Genomic DNA, 20,864 nt, shown 5'->3' on the forward strand with positions numbered 1-20,864 from the left:
GATACCGATTAACCTTTTCGTTCCAATTCACTCATTACATCAACCAAAGCCCCTACGCTTTCCAGCGATAAGGCATTGTACATTGATGCCCTATAACCTCCAACGGACCTATGCCCGTTTAAACCATTGATACCGGCTTCTTTCCACATGGCATCGAAGGTATCCTTCAATTTTGCATCGGTCAAATTAAAGGTGGCGTTCATAATTGAACGGTCTTCTTTTTTCGCAAAGCCATCGAATAAGGGGTTCAAATCGATTTCAGAATATAATAATCGAGCCTTTTTCTCATTGATTTCGGCTATGGCCGAGATACCACCAAGGTTTTTTAACCATTCCAAAGTAAGCATGGAAGTATATACCGCGAATACGGGAGGGGTATTGAACATACTCTCCTTACTGATATGTACCTTATAATCAAGCATGGAAGGAATCTGTCGGGATACTTTACCTAAAATATCTTCCTTTACGACAACTAGGGTCGTACCGGCCGGACCCATGTTCTTTTGGGCTCCCGCGTAAATCAAATCAAATTGGGAAAAATCCAATTGACGTGAAAATATATCGGAACTCATATCACAGACCAATGGGATGTCTACCTTCGGAAATTTCTTGATCTGCGTACCGAAAATGGTATTGTTCGAGGTTAAATGCAAATAATCCAACCCTTCCGGAATCGTATATCCCATAGGGATATAATTAAAATTTTCATCCTTGGAAGAACCTACTTCGACCACTTCCCCGAAAAGGCGGGCCTCTTTTAAGGCTTTACTACTCCATGTTCCGGTATTTAAATATCCTGCCTTTTTTTCGAGCAGGTTATAAGCCACCATTAAAAACTCCAAACTTGCACCCCCTTGAAGGAAAAGGGCCTGGTATCCTTTGCCTTCCAAACCTAATAGTTCAAGGGCAAGGGCTCGGGCCTTGTCCATTACGGCAATAAAATCCTTACTCCTGTGTGACATCTCGATAAGGGAAAGTCCCGTACCATTAAAATCAATTATAGCCTCTGAGGCTTTTATAAAAACTTCTTTTGGCAACACACAAGGACCGGCACTAAAATTATGCTTTTTCATCAATTCTTGAATTTTAGGGTGCAAAGATCATGAATTATACGATAACTATCGGTATAATCCACAAATTAATTAGCTTTTGTTTTTAACAGGAATTCAACAGTATCGATGCCATCGGCATAGTCCTTCAATCCCGGTTTTTGGGTTTCACCAAAGGCTACTTCATTTTCGAAAAGGCCATCGGCCACCACACATTGAATTTTTTCGGCATCCTCTAAAATACGGTCCTTCAGGGCACCCAACGACCCGTATTCCTCATAAAACAGGGTAGCAATGGGGGAGTGGTAGCCCCCATCTTTCTTGAGGACCAAGAAACCGTTTTCGAGCATCTTGAAATCGCTCATTAAATAGACCGCCTTATTGTAATCATAATTATTGGCGTATTTGGCCTGGTTTATGATCGGGTTGTAATCGAAAATGGCTTTAAAAAAATCACTGAAGTCGTATCCTTCCGGTACAAAAACCTTGGAGACACTTCGACATCCCAGTCCGTAGTACCGGAAAACATCCTCCCCAAGGGCTTTCAATTGCCCGTGGGATTCCTTGCCAGTCAAGATGGCGACCGAATTTCGGTTCTTACGGATGATATGGGGTTTATGACCAAAATAATGTTCAAAATAACGGGCCGTATTGTCACTACCTGTAGCTATGACCGCATCAAAATGCCCTAGTTTACCCGATGCGAATTCCATTTCATTTTTAAGGGAAGGGGATCGATCGCCTAAAAACTGGGCAATAAAAGGCAATAAAACGGCATCATTGGAAGACAGCTTAACAAGCGCCCTATTCCCCGACATGAGTACCGAAAGAAAATCGTGGAACCCTACAAGTGGAATATTACCGGCCATGATCAGGGCTACGGTCTTGGGGTGGTTATTTTTAAGATCATAGTTCGACAGCCACCGATTAAGTTGCTCGTAAGTCAATAACGCACCCCATGCCTCCAGGGAATAGAGGATATTTTCTTCGGTAAACCATCCATTTTTATGTCCGGCAACCGCAATGACCTCCTGAAAATCCAAATGCCAGTCGTTCCCCGATGGTATTGGCACCCCACTATTACAATATTCGGAATATTCCCGAAAGAATTTTCCAAGTTCAACAAAAGCTCTTAATCTTTCCGCCTGGTCAGCCATAATATTTGTAAAAAAATGAATAAGGGGTTACCTTTGGGCAAAAATAAGAATGCTGGATCTATTTCAGTTTAAAAGAAAAAGAAATTATGGCAATTATTATAACAGACGAATGTATTAACTGTGGGGCTTGTGAGCCTGAGTGCCCGAATACGGCAATTTACGAAGCTGCGGATGACTGGAGATACAGTGACGGCACCTCATTAAAAGGCCAAGTGGTCTTACCCAATGGCAAGGAGGTCGATGCAGATGAAGTTCAAGAACCTGTAAGCGATGAGGTCTATTATATTGTGCCCGATAAATGTACCGAGTGCAAAGGCTTTCATGATGAACCCCAATGTGCAGCGGTTTGTCCGGTAGATTGTTGTGTGCCCGATGAAGACCATGAGGAGACCGAAGAGGAATTATTGTCCAAGCAACAATTCATGCATCCGGAAGCGTAAGGTATTTTTTACTTCCATAACAAAATTTGGACCGATAAACATCTTAAAATAGGCCCGAACCCATGGTTCGGGCTTTTTGTTTCAATGTAAAAGGGAAAAGAACCGATTGAAAAACTATCTTTGCAGCCAATTTTGAAAATAGTTTATTTTTCAACCCTGAAATGTCTATAGAATGAAAGCAGGTATTGTAGGATTACCGAATGTGGGAAAATCCACCTTATTCAATTGTTTGTCCAATGCAAAAGCCCAGAGTGCGAATTTTCCATTTTGTACCATAGAACCGAATATCGGCGTTGTCAATGTTCCGGATTCCCGTTTACAGAAATTGGAAGAACTTGTTAACCCGGAAAGGGTATTACCCGCCACGGTTGAAATCGTGGATATAGCCGGATTGGTAAAGGGCGCAAGCAAGGGAGAAGGACTTGGAAACCAGTTTTTGGGGAATATCCGTGAAACGGATGCCATCCTGCACGTACTTCGTTGTTTTGATAATGATAATGTGGTGCATGTCGATGGTTCGGTAGACCCGATCCGGGATAAGGAGACCATTGATATGGAACTGCAATTGAAAGACCTGGAAACCGTTGAAAAAAAATTGGACAAGGTCAAAAGGGCCGCAAAAACAGGTAACAAAGAAGCCCAAAAGGAAGAAGCCGCGCTTTTAAAGGTAAAAGACGGACTGGAGGCTGGCGTCTCGGTAAGGGCCATTGCCTTTTCGGATGACGAAAAGAAGGAATATATCAAACCCTTGCAGTTCATTACCGATAAACCGGTGATGTACGTATGTAATGTGGATGAAGAAGCCGCCACAACCGGAAATGCCTATGTAGAACAGGTAAAGGAAGCGGTCTCCCAAGAAAAAGCGGAAGTCATATTTCTTGCGGTAGGTACCGAAGCCGACATTACGGAATTGGAAACCTATGAAGAACGTCAAATGTTTTTGGAAGACCTTGGTTTATCAGAACCGGGTTCTGCCAAATTAATTCGTGGGGCCTACAAATTACTGGATCTGGAGACCTACTTTACGGCAGGGGTAAAAGAAGTGCGCGCTTGGACAATTCCCGTTGGTGCAACAGCTCCACAGGCAGCCGGGGTGATCCATACCGATTTTGAAAAAGGTTTTATTAGGGCGGAAGTAATCGCCTATAACGATTTTATTGAATTTGGGAGTGAAGCCAAAGCAAGGGAAGCCGGTAAAATGCGTGTTGAAGGAAAAGAGTATATCGTTCAGGATGGGGATATTATGCATTTTAGGTTCAACGTATAGTTCAATTACATACAATCCATAGGAACGGACCCCAAGAACCGCGAAGCGCATTTTCAATGATCGAATATGATTAGGGGTTTAAGGGGATAACCCACCTACAGAAGTATTAAACCATAGCAGTAAGCGGCATATGCGGCCTTGACTTTTCAGGTGACCCGTAAATATATCCTTTAGACATACGGTACTGCTCTTGTCATAAGTTTCCGGAAGGCCACAACCTTTTCCGATCCATTACCGCCGTGCAGAAATCAGGTTTTGATAAAAAAACTGAAAAAGCTTTGCGTTTTACCCTTATTGAAGCTTAAATAAAATTGGGTTGAAGAAACTATTATACCCCTGTACACCGAATAATATAAACAAAATTGGTATTTTCGTTGTTGATTACTTTCCAAGCCAAAAGCTTTGAAATTTGCTTTGAAATTTTATATTAGCAGGGATAAAACCCCGATAGCATATGGCAGAATCCCAATATACAGAAGATAACATTCGATCGCTCGATTGGAAAGAGCACATTCGTTTACGACCCGGTATGTATATCGGTAAATTAGGCGATGGATCTTCTGCTGATGACGGTATCTACATTCTTTTAAAGGAAACCATAGACAACTGTATCGATGAATTCGTCATGGGTGCAGGCAAGACCATTGAAATAACCATCAAGGACAAAACGGTACGCGTAAGGGATTATGGCCGTGGCATCCCCTTAGGCAAAGTCGTTGATGTGGTCTCCAAAATGAACACTGGCGGTAAATACGACAGCAGGGCGTTTAAAAAATCCGTCGGACTTAACGGTGTCGGTACAAAGGCGGTAAATGCCCTTTCAAGTTTTTTCGAGGTACAATCCTCCAGGGAAAACCAGATAAAGACCGCCCAATTTGAAAAAGGGAACCTTACCCTTGAAGAAGGTCCCGTGGAATCTTCCAAAAGAAAAGGGACACGGGTCACTTTCATTCCGGATGAATCCATTTTCAAAAATTACAAATTCAGGAATGAGTATGTAGAGCGCATGCTCAAAAACTACGTATACCTGAATCCAGGTTTGACCATTGTTTTCAATGGGGAAAAGTTCCATTCGGAAAATGGGTTAAAGGACCTGCTGGAAGACAACAATAATGCCGAGGATCTTTTATACCCGATCATCCACCTCAAAGGGGATGACATTGAAGTGGCCATTACCCATAGCAAAACACAATACAGCGAGGAATACCATTCCTTTGTAAACGGTCAACATACCACCCAAGGAGGAACGCATCAAGCAGCTTTTCGCGAAGCTTTGGTTAAGACCATTAGGGATTTTTACGGAAAGAATTATGATGCGAGCGATATTCGCAAATCCGTTATATCGGCGATTTCGATAAAAGTGATGGAACCGGTTTTCGAAAGCCAGACCAAAACCAAATTGGGGTCTACCGATATGGGAGGTAACTTTCCGACCGTTCGTACCTACATCAATGATTTCGTAGGCAAATACCTGGACAACTACCTGCATAAGAATCCGGAAACCGCGGAAAAGTTGCAACGAAAGATCCTGATGGCGGAAAAGGAACGCAAAGATCTTTCCGGTATTCGAAAATTGGCCCGGGACCGGGCAAAGAAAGCAAACCTTCACAATAAAAAACTAAGGGATTGCAGGGTACACTTGGGAGACATGAAAAACGACCGACGCTTAGACAGTACCTTATTCATTACGGAAGGGGATTCGGCATCCGGTTCGATCACCAAGTCACGGGATGTAAATACCCAGGCAGTCTTCAGTTTAAGGGGGAAACCCTTGAATTCATACGGTATGTCGAAAAAAATCGTTTATGAAAACGAGGAATTCAATCTTTTACAGGCGGCCTTGAATATTGAGGAATCCATGGAGGACCTACGATACAACAACATCGTCATCGCCACCGATGCCGATGTCGACGGTATGCATATCCGACTTTTATTGATAACGTTTTTCCTGCAGTTTTTCCCTGAACTGATAAAGGAAAACCACCTATACATACTGCAAACCCCGTTGTTCAGGGTCAGGAACAAGAAAGAGACCATTTATTGCTATAGTGAGGAAGAACGCAAGAATGCCATTGCCAAATTAACCGGAAAACCGGAAATAACCCGCTTTAAGGGATTGGGTGAAATATCCCCGGATGAATTCCAATTTTTCATCGGTGAGGACATTCGACTGGAACCGGTGATGCTCGACAAAGCAATGTCCATAGAAAATCTATTGCAATTCTATATGGGGAAAAACACCCCCGACCGTCAGGAATTCATCATAAACAACCTTAAAGTGGAAATAGATTTAGTCGAGGAAAACCAATTATAAATCAAGATAATACGATTCTTTCTTTATGGAAGAGAATGAAGAGCTGAACGAAGCGCAAAACGAGAACTTACCAAACGGGAATACCTCTGAATCCAAAGAATCCGACCATGCACTCACCAAAGTTACGGGCATGTACAAGGATTGGTTTTTAGACTACGCTTCCTATGTTATTTTAGAACGTGCGGTGCCGGCCATCGAAGATGGATTCAAACCGGTACAAAGAAGAATTTTACACGCCCTAAAAGAGTTGGACGACGGGCGTTACAATAAAGTGGCGAATGTCGTAGGGCACACCATGCAGTACCATCCCCACGGAGATGCCAGTATTGCGGATGCCATGGTGCAGATTGGCCAAAAAGACCTTTTGATAGATACCCAAGGGAACTGGGGGAATATCTTAACGGGGGATAGGGCAGCAGCATCGCGATATATAGAAGCGCGTTTATCGAAGTTTGCCCTGGAAGTGGTATTCAGTCCAAAAATAACAGAATGGCAACTATCCTATGACGGTCGTAAAAAAGAGCCTGTAAACCTCCCGGTGAAATTCCCTTTACTATTAGCCCAAGGTGCTGAAGGAATTGCCGTCGGACTGTCCACCAAGGTGTTGCCGCACAATTTCAATGAACTGATCGATGCCTCCATCAAACATTTAAAAGGACAACGTTTCAAAATTTATCCAGATTTCCCGACAGCCGGCATCATCGATGTAAGTGCTTACAATGACGGCTTACGGGGAGGCAAGGTCCGCGTTCGCGCCAAGATATCCCAAAAAGACAAGAATACACTGGTTATCAACGAAATACCCTACGGAACCAACACCTCTTCTTTAATAGATTCGATATTAAAAGCGAACGAAAAAGGCAAGATAAAAATCAAGAAAATAGAGGACAATACAGCGGCGGAAGTGGAAATTCTCGTGCATTTACCCAGTGGCATATCTCCCGACAAAACCATAGATGCACTTTATGCCTTTACCTCCTGCGAATCGTCGATATCGCCTTTAGGCTGTATCATCGAAGACAACAAACCCCTTTTTATCGGGGTCTCCGATATGCTGCGTCAATCTACCGATCTTACAGTCGAACTTTTGAAAGCGGAGCTCGAAATCAAATTGTCCGAACTCGAAGAACAATGGCACTTCGCTTCCTTGGAACGGATTTTCATCGAAAATCGGATCTACAGGGATATAGAAGAGGAAGAAACATGGGAAGGGGTCATAGAGGCCATTGACAAAGGCCTAAAACCCCACACAAAACACCTAAAACGCCCTGTAACGAAGGACGACATTGTCAGGTTGACGGAAATTCGGATAAAACGGATTTCCAAATTCGATATCGATAAGGCCCAACAATACCTGGATAGCTTAGAGGAAAGCATCGCAGAAGTAAAACATCATTTGGAAAACCTTATCACGTTCGCCATCGATTATTTCAAAAACCTTAAGGCCAAATACGGTAAGGGCCGTGAGCGTAAATCCGAAATACGGATCTTCGATGATATCGAGGCCACCAAGGTGGTCATCCGGAATACAAAACTATATGTAAACCGGGAAGAAGGCTTTATAGGCACCTCATTGCGTCGTGATGAATATGTGACGGACTGCAGCGATATCGATGATATCATTGTCTTTACCCAAGACGGTAAAGCCATGGTGACCAAGGTAGACAGCAAGACTTTTATAGGTAAGAACATCATACATGTTGCCGTTTTCAAGAAAAAGGACAAACGAACCACCTATAATATGATTTATAGGGACGGGAAGAGTGGCCCCACCTACATCAAGCGATTCAATGTAACCAGTGTTACCCGTGATAGACTATACGACCTGACCCCCGGAAAGCCGAATTCCCAAGTGCATTACTTTTCGGCCAATCCTAACGGCGAGGCAGAAGTAGTCACCATCAACCTTCGTCAGGTGAGGAACATCAAAAAAGTGAAATGGGATATCGATTTTGCGGATGTCCTTATCAAAGGAAGGGCTTCCAAAGGCAATATCGTTACCAAATATACGATCAAGCGCATTGAATTGAAAGAAAAAGGTGTTTCTACCCTTAAGCCTCGTAAAATATGGTTCGACGATGTAGTACGTCGACTTAATGTGGATGGCCGTGGGGAGCTCCTGGGCGAATTCAGGGGGGAAGACCTCTTATTGATCGTCAACCAAAAAGGTATCGCAAAAACAATCCTTCCTACATTGACCGCCCGTTTTGACGATGATATGATCATTCTTGAAAAATGGAACCCCAACAAACCATTATCCGCTATTTATTGGGAAGGTGAAAAAGAGCGTTTTTATGTAAAACGTTTTGTCATAGAGCACGAAAACAAGGAAGACCTCTTTATATCGGAGCACCCTAAATCCTATTTGGAGTTAGTGTCCACCGATTGGCGCCCTGTAGTTGAAGTCGAATTCACAAAGCCTAGGGGAAAGGATGCCAAACCTAACTTAACCGTTGAATTGGAAGACTTTATAGCCGTTAAAGGAATAAAAGCTTTAGGTAACCAATTGACATCCGAAAAGGTAAAGAACATCAATTTACTGGACCCCTTACCTTACGAAGAGCCCAAAACCCAAGAGACGAACGAAATGGAAGTAGTGGACGAGGAAGAAGTAAGTCGGGAATCGACCAATGGCCCAAAAAACAAAACCGATGAACGGGAAGACCCCGAAATCGACGGGGAAGGACAAACGATCTTATTTTAAGGAAATACATCCATGAAAAGTTTCATACAGGAATTCAAGGATTTTGCCATAAAGGGCAATATGATCGATATGGCCATTGGTATCGTAATCGGTACGGCTTTTAATCGAGTGGTCGATGTTCTGGTAAAAAAAGTGATCATGCCCCCTTTGTCTTTTTTGACCAAGGATGTTCAATTATCGGAGCAAAAATACATCTTACGTGCCGCAAGCGAAAAGGTTTCGGAAATAGCCATTGGCTATGGGGAACTTATAGAGGTTATTATCGATTTCGGGATCATCGCATTTACCATTTTCATAGTCATCAAAATCATGAACCGATTTCGAAACAAAGCTGAAGACCCCACCAACATAGAAGAAAAGACCCCAAAGAACATTGAACTATTGGCAAATATGGAGAAGCTTCTGAAAGAACAGAATAAAATTCTTAGGAAGGATAAAGAATAACATTATATTATATAAATATGGGCTATAAACACCTATTTTTGCATTTAACAGAATAATTATGGATTTCACCAACCCCCTGGTATACGGAGTACCTTGTTTTATAGCATTTATCTTATTGGAACTAACCTACAGTAAAACCCATGGGGATGACGACCTTTATGAATGGAAAGACCTGTTCGCTAGTGGCTTTATGGGTGTCGGTTCCGCCATCATTGCCCCACTGATCAAGGTAATTTCCGCCATAGTCATCTTCGAGTTCACTTACGAGTTGTTCAACCCCCTAGTAAATGGGGTGCGAACCAATATCATGGGTTATGAATCCTTTGGATACGCTTGGTATGTTTGGCTACTTTGCCAATTGGCCGACGATTTCACCTATTACTGGTTCCACAGGGCCAATCATGAAGTGCGCATATTATGGGCCGCCCACATTGTACACCACTCATCGGATAATTTCAACCTGGGTACCGCCGTTAGGAACGGCTGGTTCACCATTTTATACAAACCTTTGTTTTACATGTGGATGCCCGCCTTGGGCTTTCCTCCCGAAATGGTCGTCGTATGCCTGGGCATTGAAGCCCTATGGCAATTTCAACTCCATACCGTTTATGTACCCAAATTGGGATTCTTGGAGAAAATTTTCAACACCCACACCATGCACCAAGTACACCATGCCCAAAACGTGGAATATCTAGACAAAAACCATGGTGGGTTCCTGAATATCTTCGACAAGATGTTCGGTACTTGGAAAGAGTATGATGAAAATATCGACGTAAAGTACGGGGTGATACACGCACCGGATTCTTACAATCCCATCGTAATACTTACCCATGAATTCAAGGACATCTGGAAAGACGTCAAAAATTCCAAGAAATTCTCCCACGCCTTGATGTATATCTTTGGCCCTCCAGGATGGAGTCCAGACGGAAGCACATTGACCGTAAAACAACAACAGCGGTTGTTCAAGGAGCATAAAAACAAAAATCCCAAAATACAATACAGCAGGCCCAATTAGACCAGATGGCATCAAGCTGCATACCGCCAATTACCTTCGAAATCAGATACCTATAGGCTGTCATCCTAGTTGTTTCATAACAAATACGAACGATTATATGGTGTTAACCGATCGGAAATAGCTGATCGGTCTATATACAATTCCATCAAAAAAGGACCCTACACCAGTCTGTAAAAAAGAAAGACTACTTTTTATTGACTTTACTTTTCTTAAGCATGAACTCCTTTTTCTGTAGTTTCATGTTCAAAAACTCCACAAGAAGGGAAAATGCAATCGCAAAATAGAGGTACCCCTTAGGAATGGCCCCGATTTCCTGACCAAAGAATTTGGTATGACTCAAATGGGCAGCCTCGGCAATCAACATAAAACCGATGAGAATCAAAAAGGAAAGTGCCAATAATTGCATCGAAGGATGTTTATTGATGAATTCCCTAATGGGGTTTGCGAATACCATCATGATTATTATTGAAATTACCACGGCAATGACCATTAAAACCAAGGCATCCCCCGGTTTTTGACCTATACCGTTGGTCATCCCAACTGCCGTTAAAATGGAATCAATGGAAAATATGAAATCAATAACGATGATTTGCATGATCGCCTTGGATAAACTCGTAATGCTCTTTGCCTCTATAACATCCTTGTCGTGCTCCGGAAGCTCCACTTTTTCATGGATTTCCGAAGTACTTTTATACAACAGAAAGAGGCCTCCTGTAAAAAGGATAATGGCCTGCCCACTTATTTCCGAGGTAAACCACGAAAACTGGATATGATAAAATGAATTCTTCAACCCTATTAAAAAAGAAACAGCGAACAGAAGGGCGATACGCTGTACCATAGCCAACAACAACCCGATATTAGTGGCTTTCTGTTGACTTTTCTGCGGTAGTTTATTGGCAACGATCGATATGAATACGATGTTGTCGATACCCAAAACGATTTCCAAAAATGTGAGTGTCAACAATGCCACCCAGGCATCCGGACTTGTTAAAATTTCGAACATGGTTAGTTGGTTTTTATAGCTGTTCCCCTAGATTTTTTAGCGCTACCTACAATATTATATTCAAAGGTATAGGAATTATCGGTGGTAGTCAATATTTTCATGTGCACTGATTTTTCTTCCGCTTTATTTTTAGGATGCAACTTTTTTACGATGTATTCACAATCATTGATCCAACGTACCGAAGAGCTATCTACCTTGCCCTGAAAATAATCGACTTCCAAATCACCCTGTCGCACAAAAACCGTACTTACCTCTTGGTCGCCAATGGTCGATGTAAAAGTGAATTTACCATCTTTAAAGACCTTACAATCCCTTTGTGGTTGATAACAGGACGAAAGAAACAATAAGATCACCAGTGATGGGATAAGTCGTTTTTGCATGACCACAAATTAATGAATTTAGAATCAAAAAAACACCCCTACGAACGAATTAATATCGTTTTTTCCGATGGGTTTTACCCTTGATAGGATTTAAAACTACCGTCCTTATAAAAAATCACGATCCGATCAATGGCCTCTTCGGTCATAGGGGTTGGCGCCTCGACCTTTTCATCAGGAACAACAGATGCTGAAGCAGGAACAACTACTTTAGGGACAGGGGCAGCCACTTTAATCGATGATTTTTTAGACGCAGGGAATCTTCCTTCGCCTTTCAATACCCAATACAGATCTACTTCGGGAAAGGTATCGACCAACTTCATCACAAACTCCAAACTCGGTTTATTTCTACCCGATAATAAATGGGAAATACTAGAGCGCTGTACTTTGATACGATCGGCAAAACCGGATGCCGATAGGTCGTAATAGCGAAGAATTTCCTCCAACCGTTCAATAAAATTCTCAGAGTTTACCATTGTAATTAAATAGGGTTCAAAGGTACGTAAAAGCTGGCTGTTTCAATTACAATTGACATTTTTCTTTCTATAAAATATTAAATATTTACTTTATAAAAAGTTGTTTATAGTTTTGGTTTATAGGGTTTTAAAATAATTTCTAATAATTAATATCATTTAACCCCAATTCAGTTTACAATCGTATACAAACATATTACCTTTCTTTAAAAAATGAAGTTACAAATGTAAATTATATGTTTACAATTGTAAATTGTAAGGGTGTTACATTTGCACTCTTTCAAGAAGATAGCAATGAATGTATTTCAGATAGATTTTGATTCCATTAAAGAAGACGCCTTAAACGGAAGGTACATAACATACGACCATATAGCCCCTATCCTTAATTCGATTCCCACCGATTTTAAAGTCGAGAAAATTGGTGAATCGGTCAACAACCTTCCGATACACACCATCACATTCGGTAAGGGCCCCATTAAGATTTTGATGTGGTCCCAGATGCATGGAAATGAATCGACGACCACAAAGGCAATTTTCGATCTTATCAATTTTATCGATAAACATCCAACATACAGCGAGCCTATTTTGACATCGTGTACGATAAAGATCATTCCGATCCTGAATCCGGATGGGGCAAAATCCTATACCCGAATCAATGCCAACCAAGTTGACCTTAATAGGGATGCCCAAAATAGAACCCAGCCCGAAAGTAGGATCTTGCGTGGCTGTTACGATCAATTTAATCCTGATTTTTGTTTTAACCTACATGGGCAACGAACCATATTCAATGTCGGAAACACATCGAAACCGGCAACCGTTTCATTTTTGGCCCCCGCTTTTGATGAACAAAGGAATATATCCCCAACCCGGGAACAGAGTATGCGTTTGATTGCAGCCATGAACCAAGAGTTACAGGAATTGATTCCGGGACAGGTAGGGCGTTATGATGATGGCTTCAATAGCAACTGCGTTGGTGATACTTTTCAAATGCTCAATGTTCCTACAATTTTGTTCGAAGCCGGTCATTATAAAGATGATTATGCACGTGAAAAAACACGAAAATTTATTTTTATCGCCCTTTTAAAGGCCATAAATGTAATTTCAAGCGACACCGTGGGGGATTATGATCGGGAAGCCTATTTTGAAATTCCGGATAACAACAAGTTGTTTTATGATATCCTCATTTCCAATGCACACCTCCTCAACCCCGACAAATATGAAATTGGGGATTCCATAGGCATCCTTTACAAGGAAGTTCTTAATAATGAGACGGTTAATTTTATCCCCAGCGTAGAAAAGATTGGGAAAATCGAAAATTATTTTGGCCATAAAACCTATGATTGTGCCTCTAAAATTGACTTTTCCGACTTAAAATCGCAAAATTTCACAGCCCTACTTTAACCAAAATATTTAAACATAAGTTCCATAAAAGAATGTATAATTACATTTTTGTTAAAAAAAACCAACTTTTATTATGTTTAATTCCTTAATTACTTATTTTTGCATCAAATATTAAACAGCAATGACAAAAGTTAAGTTAGACGAAATAGACCACCAGATTTTGGATATGTTGATCGACAACACGAGAACCCCGTTCACCGATATAGCCAAAAAATTATTAATCTCGGCAGGTACTGTTCATGTGCGGGTAAAGAAAATGGAAGAAGCTGGCATTATACGCGGTTCCTCTTTGACTTTGGATTATGTTAAATTGGGATACGCCTTTATTGCTTACGTAGGGGTCTTCTTGGAAAAAACACATCAGACCAAATTTGTATTGGAGCGTTTGGAGCAAATTCCAAATGTAACCGTTGCCCATATAACGACGGGTAAGTTCAATATCTTTTGCAAGATAAGGGCCAAGGATACCACCCACGCCAAAAATATTATTTTCAAGATTGATGATATCGATGGAATCAGTAGGACTGAGACCATGATTTCACTTGAGGAAAGCATCAATGACAAAAGACGTTTGATGCATACCATTTTTAACGAATTGTAAAAACAGCATTGTTGAACGAATACGAATCCCAAAGACCATGGTTTTTGGGATTTTTTATTTTGCACCTATGAGAGTCAGTGAATTAAATCCAAAAGAGTACGGTTCTTTTTACAAAGTTTATTTAGATACCTTGGGCGATGTTGAATTGTACGATATCATGCAAAGTCAACTTTTGAACTTTCCTAAGTTCATGGAAAGTATTCCTACTGTAAAATTGGATTATGCCTATGCACCCGGTAAATGGACCATTAAGGAGGCGTTAGTGCATATTATGGATACCGAAAGGGTAATGCAATATAGGGCTTTGCGTTTTATGAGGGGAGACAGGACGCCACTGCCGGGTTTTGATCAGGATATCTTCGTTCCCAACTCCTTCGCAGCGCCACGGACGATTCAAGATATTATCCAGGAATATTCATGCATTCGCCAATCGACCATTGCCCTGTATACCAATATGGACAAAAAAGCGCTTAGCAATATCGGTACCGCAAGTAACGCCCCTATGAGCGTAGCGGCCTTGGGGTTTATAATCTGTGGACATCAAAAACACCACAGAAATGTTATCAGGGAAAGATACTTGAGCACCTTCGATTAGAGGTCTTCACTTAATTCTTCCTCGGAATGCAATCTCATTTCGCTGTCACCCATTTCATCTTCCACAATGGGCTCTTCCTTGGCATCAAGTTCTTTTTCCATGGTTTCGTCAAAGTTTGAAATGAAATGGGCAAGACTCTTACTTATTTTCACCAAATAAACGGCATCTTCCGTTTTCAATTCCACCGTTTCGATAATTTCTCCCCGAACGTTTTTAAAGGTTATGATATCTTCATCACCATAACCATCGGAATACGTTTGAATGAGTTTAGCGGTTAAATCGTGATCGAGTTTTTTGTAATCTATGAGTTTTCGTATCATAACAGTTTGGTTTATCGGTTCTACTTGCAATCAAATAATAACGTTACATCCAAACTATACAATAATTCAATGTGATCTACTAAAGAGTTGTAAACCAATCAATTTAGTATATGAATCTTTCAATCTTTGTAGTAAGCGAAAGCCGCATTGTACAAATCATTGGGGATTTTAACATCGATCACCGGTTCCCCGATCGATTTCAATAACACAAAATTGATATTACCGTGTGTATTTTTCTTGTCGAATTTCAACATGGAAAGAATGGCCTTTATGTCTTCACCCGTAAAATCGACCTTTGGATATCTTTTTAAGAACGTCTTTTTGATATCTGCCAGATCTTCCAATGGCAATCCAGACAATTGATGGGAAAGATAAGCTTCCAAAATCATCCCAATAGCGATGGCTTCCCCATGCAATAAGGTTTTCTTAGCATCGTTTTCAAGAAAATACGACTCAACGGCATGACCAAGGGTATGGCCAAAATTCAAGATTTTTCTCAAATGTTGTTCCGTTGGATCCTTAAGCACCACTTCATTCTTAATAGAAACCGAAGTAACGATATCCTCATCGATATCTTCAAAGGTCTCCATAACCTTTAGTTCCTCCCAATAAGATATATCTTTAATGAGTCCGTGTTTCAACATTTCGGCAAAACCACTATGCAGCTGCCGCTCTTCCAAGGTTTTCAAAAACAAACTGGCGACCAAAACCATTTTCGGCTGATTGATTACGCCTATCTGGTTTTTCAAAGAACCCAAATCAACTCCGGTCTTGCCACCCACCGAAGCATCCACCATGGCCAATAATGTTGTTGGGATATTTATGAAATCGATCCCTCTTTTATACGTGGAAGCCACAAATCCCCCCAAATCGGTAACAACACCGCCACCGAGATTTATCAAAAGACTTTTTCGATCTGCATCCATCTCGGATAGGGCCAACCAAACCTGATTACAGGTCTCGATATTTTTATTTTCCTCCCCCGCTTTTATCGTAATCACATCAAAGGAGAACGCATCTGCCATCAGCTCTTTAAACACCGGCAAACAGTGAATTTCAGTGTTTTCGTCCACTAACACGAAAACCTTGGAATAGGTATTGACGGCCAGGTATTTATTTAACTCGGTAAACGCATTATCGTTAAAATGTACTGCATACGAAGTGGTGGTGATCGATTCCATAATGTTTATATCTAAAGCACAAAATAAACGTTATTTTTAATCATAGGAATACAAAATCTGTGATTATATTTGATCAGTTAAATTATTATATTAAATGGAGCGGATTTTTGAGGATACTTCAACGGCATTTGCCTTAAAATCGGATTCTGAATTAGAGAGAGCCTACTTTTTATTTAAGATGATTGCCAATGAACCCCTTGTTCGTATTGGTACCGCAATGACGAATTTTGCCATAAAAGCCCATCTGCCTGTTGACGGATTGATCCGTGCTACGGTGTTCGATCACTTTTGCGGCGGCGTAAACGAGCGCGATTGCATGCCTGTCGTCGATAAAATGTACGAAAAAGGTGTTTCTTCGGTACTTGATTATTCGGTTGAAGGTCAAGACGATGAAGACCCCTTGGATAATGCATTGAATAAAATTTTGGAAATCCTGGATTTCGTCAAACAAAAGGAGAGCATACCTTTTGCCGTATTCAAACCCACCGGCTACGGGCGTTTGGCTTTGTTCACCAAGATCACTGAAGGAAAAACATTGACCGGGAAGGAACAAGCGGAATGGGAAAGGGTCATCAATCGTTTTGACAAAACCTGTAAAAAGGCATACGATCTTGGGGTTTCCCTATTGATCGATGCGGAGGAAAGTTGGATGCAAGGTGCAGCGGACCAATTGGTCGAAGAAATGATGCGCAAATACAATAAGGAAAAAGCCATTGTTTACAATACATTGCAATTGTACCGTTGGGACCGAATGGATTACCTCAAAGCGCTTTATTCCCAAGCCCAAGAGGAAGGATTCAAAATCGGGGTAAAAACCGTTCGCGGGGCCTATCTGGAGAAGGAAAACGAACGTGCCGAGGAAATGGGGTACACATCCCCAATATGCCCGACCAAAAGTGCTACCGATGAAAATTACGATGCCTGTACCAAGTATATCGTAGATCGTTTGGATACCATCTCCCTATTTGCGGGTACCCATAACGAAGAAAGCAGTTATTACCTTATGGATTTAATGAAAAATAAGGGATTGGCGGTAAATGACGATAGGATTTGGTTTGGACAATTATATGGAATGAGTGACCATATCTCATTCAATTTGGCCGCTAAGGGCTATAATGTTGCCAAATACCTTCCGTTTGGACCTGTAAGGGATGTAATGCCCTACCTGATCCGCAGGGCAGAGGAGAATACTTCTGTGGCCGGACAGACCAGTCGCGAACTCAGCCTATTGAAAAAAGAACGAAAGCGTCGTAAAATCTGATCAAAAACGATTTAATATTCCACCTTTTCAATAATGGCACTATCGGTGCAATTACGCACCGTCATTTTTGAAGTTTTATCCTGTAGCTTCTGCTCAATGATATACGTCTTACAAGGTGTTGATTTGGTATCACTGTTTTTGAAGTCAACATCACCATGAAGCAGGAAATCCGAAATGGACAGCGAATCCAGCGCTTTATCTTTGATCATTCGTTCAACGTCCTTTGAATAGGAAATTTTTTTGGAGCGAATATCCTTTAAGGTCCTGCAGTTGGGTAAATAACAAAATTCAACTCCGGTTTCCTCCGATTTCTTCTTAAGGAAAAGGGTTAAAAAAACCAATCCGATAGAAAGCCCTATAAGATAGAAGCCCAAACGTTTTAAAAATGCCATGCTAATTCCCAATGGTTTTGAATAAGGCCGCAAGATAGGCTTTTGTTCATTTTTAATGCCGGTATCCCTTTAAAAGATCAAGAAATTAATGTCACTATATTGCAGGTCGAACCATTCGCCCACGGCCTTACTGGTAAGGATGCCATGATAAATATAGAGTCCGTTCCTCAATCCTTTATTAAAACGAAGTGAATTCTCCAATCCACCATCTTCGCCTAATTTCAACAGATAGGGGGTAAAAATATTACTGATTGAAATGGAGGCCGTCTTGGGGTAACGAGAGGGTATATTGGGAACACCGTAATGGATAACGCCATATTTTTCAATCGTCGGCCTATAGTGATCGGTGACCTCACTGGATTCGAAACAACCTCCCATATCAATACTCACATCTATAATGACCGCCCCTTTCTTCATATGTTCGACCATGGTATTGGATACGACGACCGGAGCCCTCTCTTTGCCACGTACCGCCCCTATGGCCACATCGCATCTTTTTAACGATTTTAAAAGATTTTTGGGTTGAATGGTAGATGTGTAGACGGTTTGACCCAGATTGGTCTGAATGTTACGGAGCTTCGTAATGGAATTATCAAATACCTTTACATTGGCTCCCAAGCCTATGGCCGATCTCGCAGCGAACTCGCCTACGGTCCCCGCACCGATAATCACCACTTCCACAGGGGGCACACCACTGATATTCCCGAACATGAGACCATTACCTTTGTTGGTCGCGGCCATCAGCTCAGCAGCTATCAAAACAGAGGAAATACCGGCAATTTCACTCAAGGAACGTACGGCGGGGTATTTCCCATCTTCATCCCTGATAAACTCAAAAGCAATGGCGGTTAACCGCTTTTTTGCCAATTCCTCAAAATAGGACTTCTGTTGTGTTTTTATCTGAAGGGCTGAAATTATCGTAGTCTGCGGATTCAGCATATCGATTTCTGAAAGGGTAGGGGGCTCCACCTTGAGTATAAGGGGACAACCAAATACTTTTTTTGCATCACTGGTTACCTCTGCCCCTGCATTGGTATAATCCATATCCGTAAAATTCGCCCCATTGCCTGCTCCTGACTCAATGAGCACACGATGACCATGGGCCGTTATGGCATTTACCGCATCGGGGGTTAGGCAAATCCGTTTTTCCTGGTATTGGTTTTCCTTGGGGATTCCAATAAAAAGTTCCCCTTTTTGTTTCAATACCTCCAAAGTCTCCTCCTGTGGTAGTAATTGTTGCTTGCTAAATGGAGAGGTGGGTTGATTCATATAATTTACTTCTTACCGCAAAAAAATGACGATTAAAGTAAATTTACAACTTTAAAATTAAAATAGTAACGGTTTTTATCGTGCGGATCGGCTTTAAGGCAATCATAGCCAACGACTTTGCCCTGCTTTTTTTCGGTGCATTTTCATGTTATCCATAATCGCGGTAAGGACCCTTTAAATTTGGCTCGTGTCCATAGTTTTGATTTCAATCTGTTTTTCCGCATCCACGGCCTTATGGACCTTTCTGTTTTCTTTTTCCTCCTGTTTCTTCTTTAAACTTTTGAGTTCGGCTTCCATGGCCTCTAAATCGATACCATGCACATATTTGTCATATAGCTTGATCCGTATAAAATAAACAATGGGAATAATGATCATCAAAATAGGGATCAACCACCAGATATTATCGGATTCCACAGTGTCATCGGAATCGAATAGCACTTCAAAAAGTTGAAAGGCATACATGGCTATCGGTATCAAGATGATATGATACCACCAGTTTTTGGCCGTCATAAACCAAATAATCATTAAATAAAGGGGGATGACCTTACTTGTAATAAACCAGACATACATGGAAACATCCCCAAATCCACCATCATCTATAGTGAATCCCAAAAACGAAATTGTCGCATCGGGTTCTTCAGGCAGAAAATCATAAATCTTGTAGAGAAATGGAGCTATTGCTATGAATAAAACAAAGATGGATTCAATGATTATTTTCTTTTTCGCCCGTTGTTTTGCCTTCAATTCTTTCATCATTTTTAAACAATCTATATGCCGCTAACGTAAAAATCCCTTAGATAGTATAAAAAAAGGGACAATCTACATTGTCCCTCGATAAACGGTTAAAAATCCGTATTAAATTTTCTTTGGAATTTTGGTTTTGTCTAAACCTTGTTCCATTCCAGGACCTTGATCGGCACTGGAACTTAATTCAACGGTAAAGGCAAGTAGTGCTACACAAGCCATCAAAGCGAAAAGTAGATTTCTCATTTTCATTTTAAAGGGTTTTTTAGTTAGGAACTTTTTTTAACAACAGATGCAATGTAGGAAAAAAAAACCAACCATGAAGTATTTCATCGTAAAAATCTTACATTTTACCCTAAAAAATGATCACTTTATCGAATACCCTGTCGTTTATCGAAAAATTACACTAAAAATTCGCCCCCTACGTTAGGAGCCTTTTTTAGTCGGGAAATGTGATCTTTCTGGTCCTTTCATCAACGAAATCAATGGTGACTTCGACCGTATCGGAGGGCAGAATGGAAGCTATTTTTTCGGCCCATTCCATAAAAACCCATACGTCTTGGTTCAAATAGTCCTCAATCCCCAGGTCATAGGCTTCATTTTCATCGTTTAAACGATAAAAATCAAAATGATAGGCCAATACCGCATCTTTGTCATCGTGATATTCATTGACGATCCCAAAGGTAGGACTGCTCGCTTCGCCCACACCGCCCAGTTCCTTTACAATGGCCTTTATCAACGTGGTTTTGCCGGCACCCATTTCCCCATGAAAACAAACGATTTTAGAAGGTAAGGATGCAATCAATTTTTTGGCAACTTCGTGAATTTGGTCTTCGGTATATGTTCGATTCATGTAT

Annotated in this window: 22 protein-coding genes; 10 read left to right on the top strand and 12 right to left on the bottom strand. The window is 41.1% G+C overall.

The window, feature by feature from the left end:
- Positions 1 to 8: 8 nt before the first annotated feature.
- Together serC and PHU20_RS00800 are read right to left on the bottom strand one after the other, a co-directional pair.
- Positions 9 to 1,073, bottom strand: coding sequence for a 3-phosphoserine/phosphohydroxythreonine transaminase (serC, locus tag PHU20_RS00795; RefSeq protein WP_274823428.1), 1,065 nt, complete (start codon positions 1,071 to 1,073; stop codon positions 9 to 11).
- Positions 1,074 to 1,138: 65 nt separating this feature from the next.
- A complete protein-coding gene (locus PHU20_RS00800; protein ID WP_274823429.1) occupies positions 1,139 to 2,206 on the bottom strand; it encodes an acyl-CoA reductase in 1,068 nt (355 codons plus the stop codon).
- Positions 2,207 to 2,292: 86 nt separating this feature from the next.
- Here PHU20_RS00800 and PHU20_RS00805 point away from each other — a divergent pair, with 86 nt between their 5' ends.
- The 6 genes from PHU20_RS00805 (at position 2,293) to PHU20_RS00830 (ending at position 10,390) form a co-directional block, all read left to right on the top strand.
- On the top strand, positions 2,293 to 2,646 hold the full coding sequence (locus tag PHU20_RS00805; protein ID WP_274823430.1) for a 4Fe-4S dicluster domain-containing protein: 354 nt from the start codon (positions 2,293 to 2,295) through the stop codon (positions 2,644 to 2,646).
- A 172-nt stretch (positions 2,647 to 2,818) separates the two neighbouring features.
- A complete protein-coding gene (ychF, locus tag PHU20_RS00810; RefSeq protein WP_274823431.1) occupies positions 2,819 to 3,913 on the top strand; it encodes a redox-regulated ATPase YchF in 1,095 nt (364 codons plus the stop codon).
- 454 nt (positions 3,914 to 4,367) lie between these two features.
- A complete protein-coding gene (locus tag PHU20_RS00815) occupies positions 4,368 to 6,227 on the top strand; it encodes a DNA topoisomerase IV subunit B (RefSeq protein ID WP_274823432.1) in 1,860 nt (619 codons plus the stop codon).
- A 25-nt stretch (positions 6,228 to 6,252) separates the two neighbouring features.
- Positions 6,253 to 8,931 (top strand): DNA gyrase/topoisomerase IV subunit A, encoded by a 2,679-nt coding sequence (locus PHU20_RS00820; protein WP_274823433.1) that lies wholly within the window; start codon positions 6,253 to 6,255, stop codon positions 8,929 to 8,931.
- Positions 8,932 to 8,943: 12 nt separating this feature from the next.
- On the top strand, positions 8,944 to 9,375 hold the full coding sequence (mscL, locus tag PHU20_RS00825; RefSeq protein WP_274823434.1) for a large conductance mechanosensitive channel protein MscL: 432 nt from the start codon (positions 8,944 to 8,946) through the stop codon (positions 9,373 to 9,375).
- 58 nt (positions 9,376 to 9,433) lie between these two features.
- Positions 9,434 to 10,390: a sterol desaturase family protein gene (locus tag PHU20_RS00830; RefSeq protein WP_274823435.1), complete on the top strand. Its 957-nt coding sequence runs from the start codon at positions 9,434 to 9,436 to the stop codon at positions 10,388 to 10,390.
- 184 nt (positions 10,391 to 10,574) lie between these two features.
- Here PHU20_RS00830 and PHU20_RS00835 read toward each other — a convergent pair whose 3' ends face one another.
- From PHU20_RS00835 to PHU20_RS00845, 3 genes are all read right to left on the bottom strand, one after another.
- Positions 10,575 to 11,393 carry a TerC family protein gene (locus tag PHU20_RS00835; protein WP_274823436.1) on the bottom strand — a complete coding sequence of 273 codons (819 nt, stop codon included), beginning with the start codon at positions 11,391 to 11,393 and terminating at the stop codon, positions 10,575 to 10,577.
- Positions 11,394 to 11,395: 2 nt separating this feature from the next.
- On the bottom strand, positions 11,396 to 11,773 hold the full coding sequence (locus PHU20_RS00840) for a DNA topoisomerase IV (RefSeq protein ID WP_274823437.1): 378 nt from the start codon (positions 11,771 to 11,773) through the stop codon (positions 11,396 to 11,398).
- A 74-nt stretch (positions 11,774 to 11,847) separates the two neighbouring features.
- Positions 11,848 to 12,246 carry a helix-turn-helix domain-containing protein gene (locus PHU20_RS00845; protein ID WP_274823438.1) on the bottom strand — a complete coding sequence of 133 codons (399 nt, stop codon included), beginning with the start codon at positions 12,244 to 12,246 and terminating at the stop codon, positions 11,848 to 11,850.
- A 291-nt stretch (positions 12,247 to 12,537) separates the two neighbouring features.
- Here PHU20_RS00845 and PHU20_RS00850 point away from each other — a divergent pair, with 291 nt between their 5' ends.
- The 3 genes from PHU20_RS00850 (at position 12,538) to PHU20_RS00860 (ending at position 14,840) form a co-directional block, all read left to right on the top strand.
- A complete protein-coding gene (locus PHU20_RS00850; RefSeq protein WP_274823439.1) occupies positions 12,538 to 13,644 on the top strand; it encodes a M14 family metallopeptidase in 1,107 nt (368 codons plus the stop codon).
- 121 nt (positions 13,645 to 13,765) lie between these two features.
- Positions 13,766 to 14,245 carry an Lrp/AsnC family transcriptional regulator gene (locus tag PHU20_RS00855; protein ID WP_274823440.1) on the top strand — a complete coding sequence of 160 codons (480 nt, stop codon included), beginning with the start codon at positions 13,766 to 13,768 and terminating at the stop codon, positions 14,243 to 14,245.
- A 67-nt stretch (positions 14,246 to 14,312) separates the two neighbouring features.
- Positions 14,313 to 14,840, top strand: a complete 528-nt coding sequence (locus tag PHU20_RS00860) for a DinB family protein (RefSeq protein WP_274823441.1) — start codon at positions 14,313 to 14,315, stop codon at positions 14,838 to 14,840.
- Here the strand turns inward: PHU20_RS00860 and PHU20_RS00865 are convergent.
- Entirely contained in the window at positions 14,837 to 15,160 is a 324-nt protein-coding gene (locus PHU20_RS00865; RefSeq protein WP_274823442.1) for a hypothetical protein, read from the bottom strand. The two genes, PHU20_RS00860 and PHU20_RS00865, sit on opposite strands and share 4 nt — an antisense overlap.
- Positions 15,161 to 15,279: 119 nt before the next feature.
- Positions 15,280 to 16,341, bottom strand: a complete 1,062-nt coding sequence (gene aroB / locus PHU20_RS00870; RefSeq protein ID WP_274823443.1) for a 3-dehydroquinate synthase — start codon at positions 16,339 to 16,341, stop codon at positions 15,280 to 15,282.
- Between the two features lie 94 nt (positions 16,342 to 16,435).
- Here aroB and PHU20_RS00875 point away from each other — a divergent pair, with 94 nt between their 5' ends.
- Positions 16,436 to 17,602, top strand: coding sequence for a proline dehydrogenase family protein (locus PHU20_RS00875; RefSeq protein ID WP_274823444.1), 1,167 nt, complete (start codon positions 16,436 to 16,438; stop codon positions 17,600 to 17,602).
- A gap of 11 nt (positions 17,603 to 17,613) precedes the next feature.
- Here PHU20_RS00875 and PHU20_RS00880 read toward each other — a convergent pair whose 3' ends face one another.
- The 5 genes from PHU20_RS00880 to tsaE form a co-directional block, all read right to left on the bottom strand.
- Positions 17,614 to 17,994 (bottom strand): DUF4258 domain-containing protein, encoded by a 381-nt coding sequence (locus tag PHU20_RS00880; protein ID WP_274823445.1) that lies wholly within the window; start codon positions 17,992 to 17,994, stop codon positions 17,614 to 17,616.
- A 69-nt stretch (positions 17,995 to 18,063) separates the two neighbouring features.
- On the bottom strand, positions 18,064 to 19,263 hold the full coding sequence (locus PHU20_RS00885; RefSeq protein WP_274823446.1) for an alanine dehydrogenase: 1,200 nt from the start codon (positions 19,261 to 19,263) through the stop codon (positions 18,064 to 18,066).
- Between the two features lie 174 nt (positions 19,264 to 19,437).
- Complete coding sequence (locus PHU20_RS00890; protein WP_274823447.1) at positions 19,438 to 20,019, bottom strand: hypothetical protein; 582 nt, start codon at positions 20,017 to 20,019, stop codon at positions 19,438 to 19,440.
- A gap of 99 nt (positions 20,020 to 20,118) precedes the next feature.
- The gene (locus PHU20_RS00895) at positions 20,119 to 20,259 is read right to left on the bottom strand and encodes a hypothetical protein (RefSeq protein WP_274823448.1); all 141 of its coding nucleotides are present in this window, start codon (positions 20,257 to 20,259) and stop codon (positions 20,119 to 20,121) included.
- A gap of 187 nt (positions 20,260 to 20,446) precedes the next feature.
- Positions 20,447 to 20,860 carry a tRNA (adenosine(37)-N6)-threonylcarbamoyltransferase complex ATPase subunit type 1 TsaE gene (tsaE, locus tag PHU20_RS00900; protein ID WP_274823449.1) on the bottom strand — a complete coding sequence of 138 codons (414 nt, stop codon included), beginning with the start codon at positions 20,858 to 20,860 and terminating at the stop codon, positions 20,447 to 20,449.
- Positions 20,861 to 20,864 lie beyond the last annotated feature (4 nt).

The sequence above is a fragment of the Maribacter polysaccharolyticus genome (genome assembly GCF_028882255.1).
GTDB classification, from domain to species: Bacteria; Bacteroidota; Bacteroidia; order Flavobacteriales; family Flavobacteriaceae; genus Maribacter_A; species Maribacter_A polysaccharolyticus.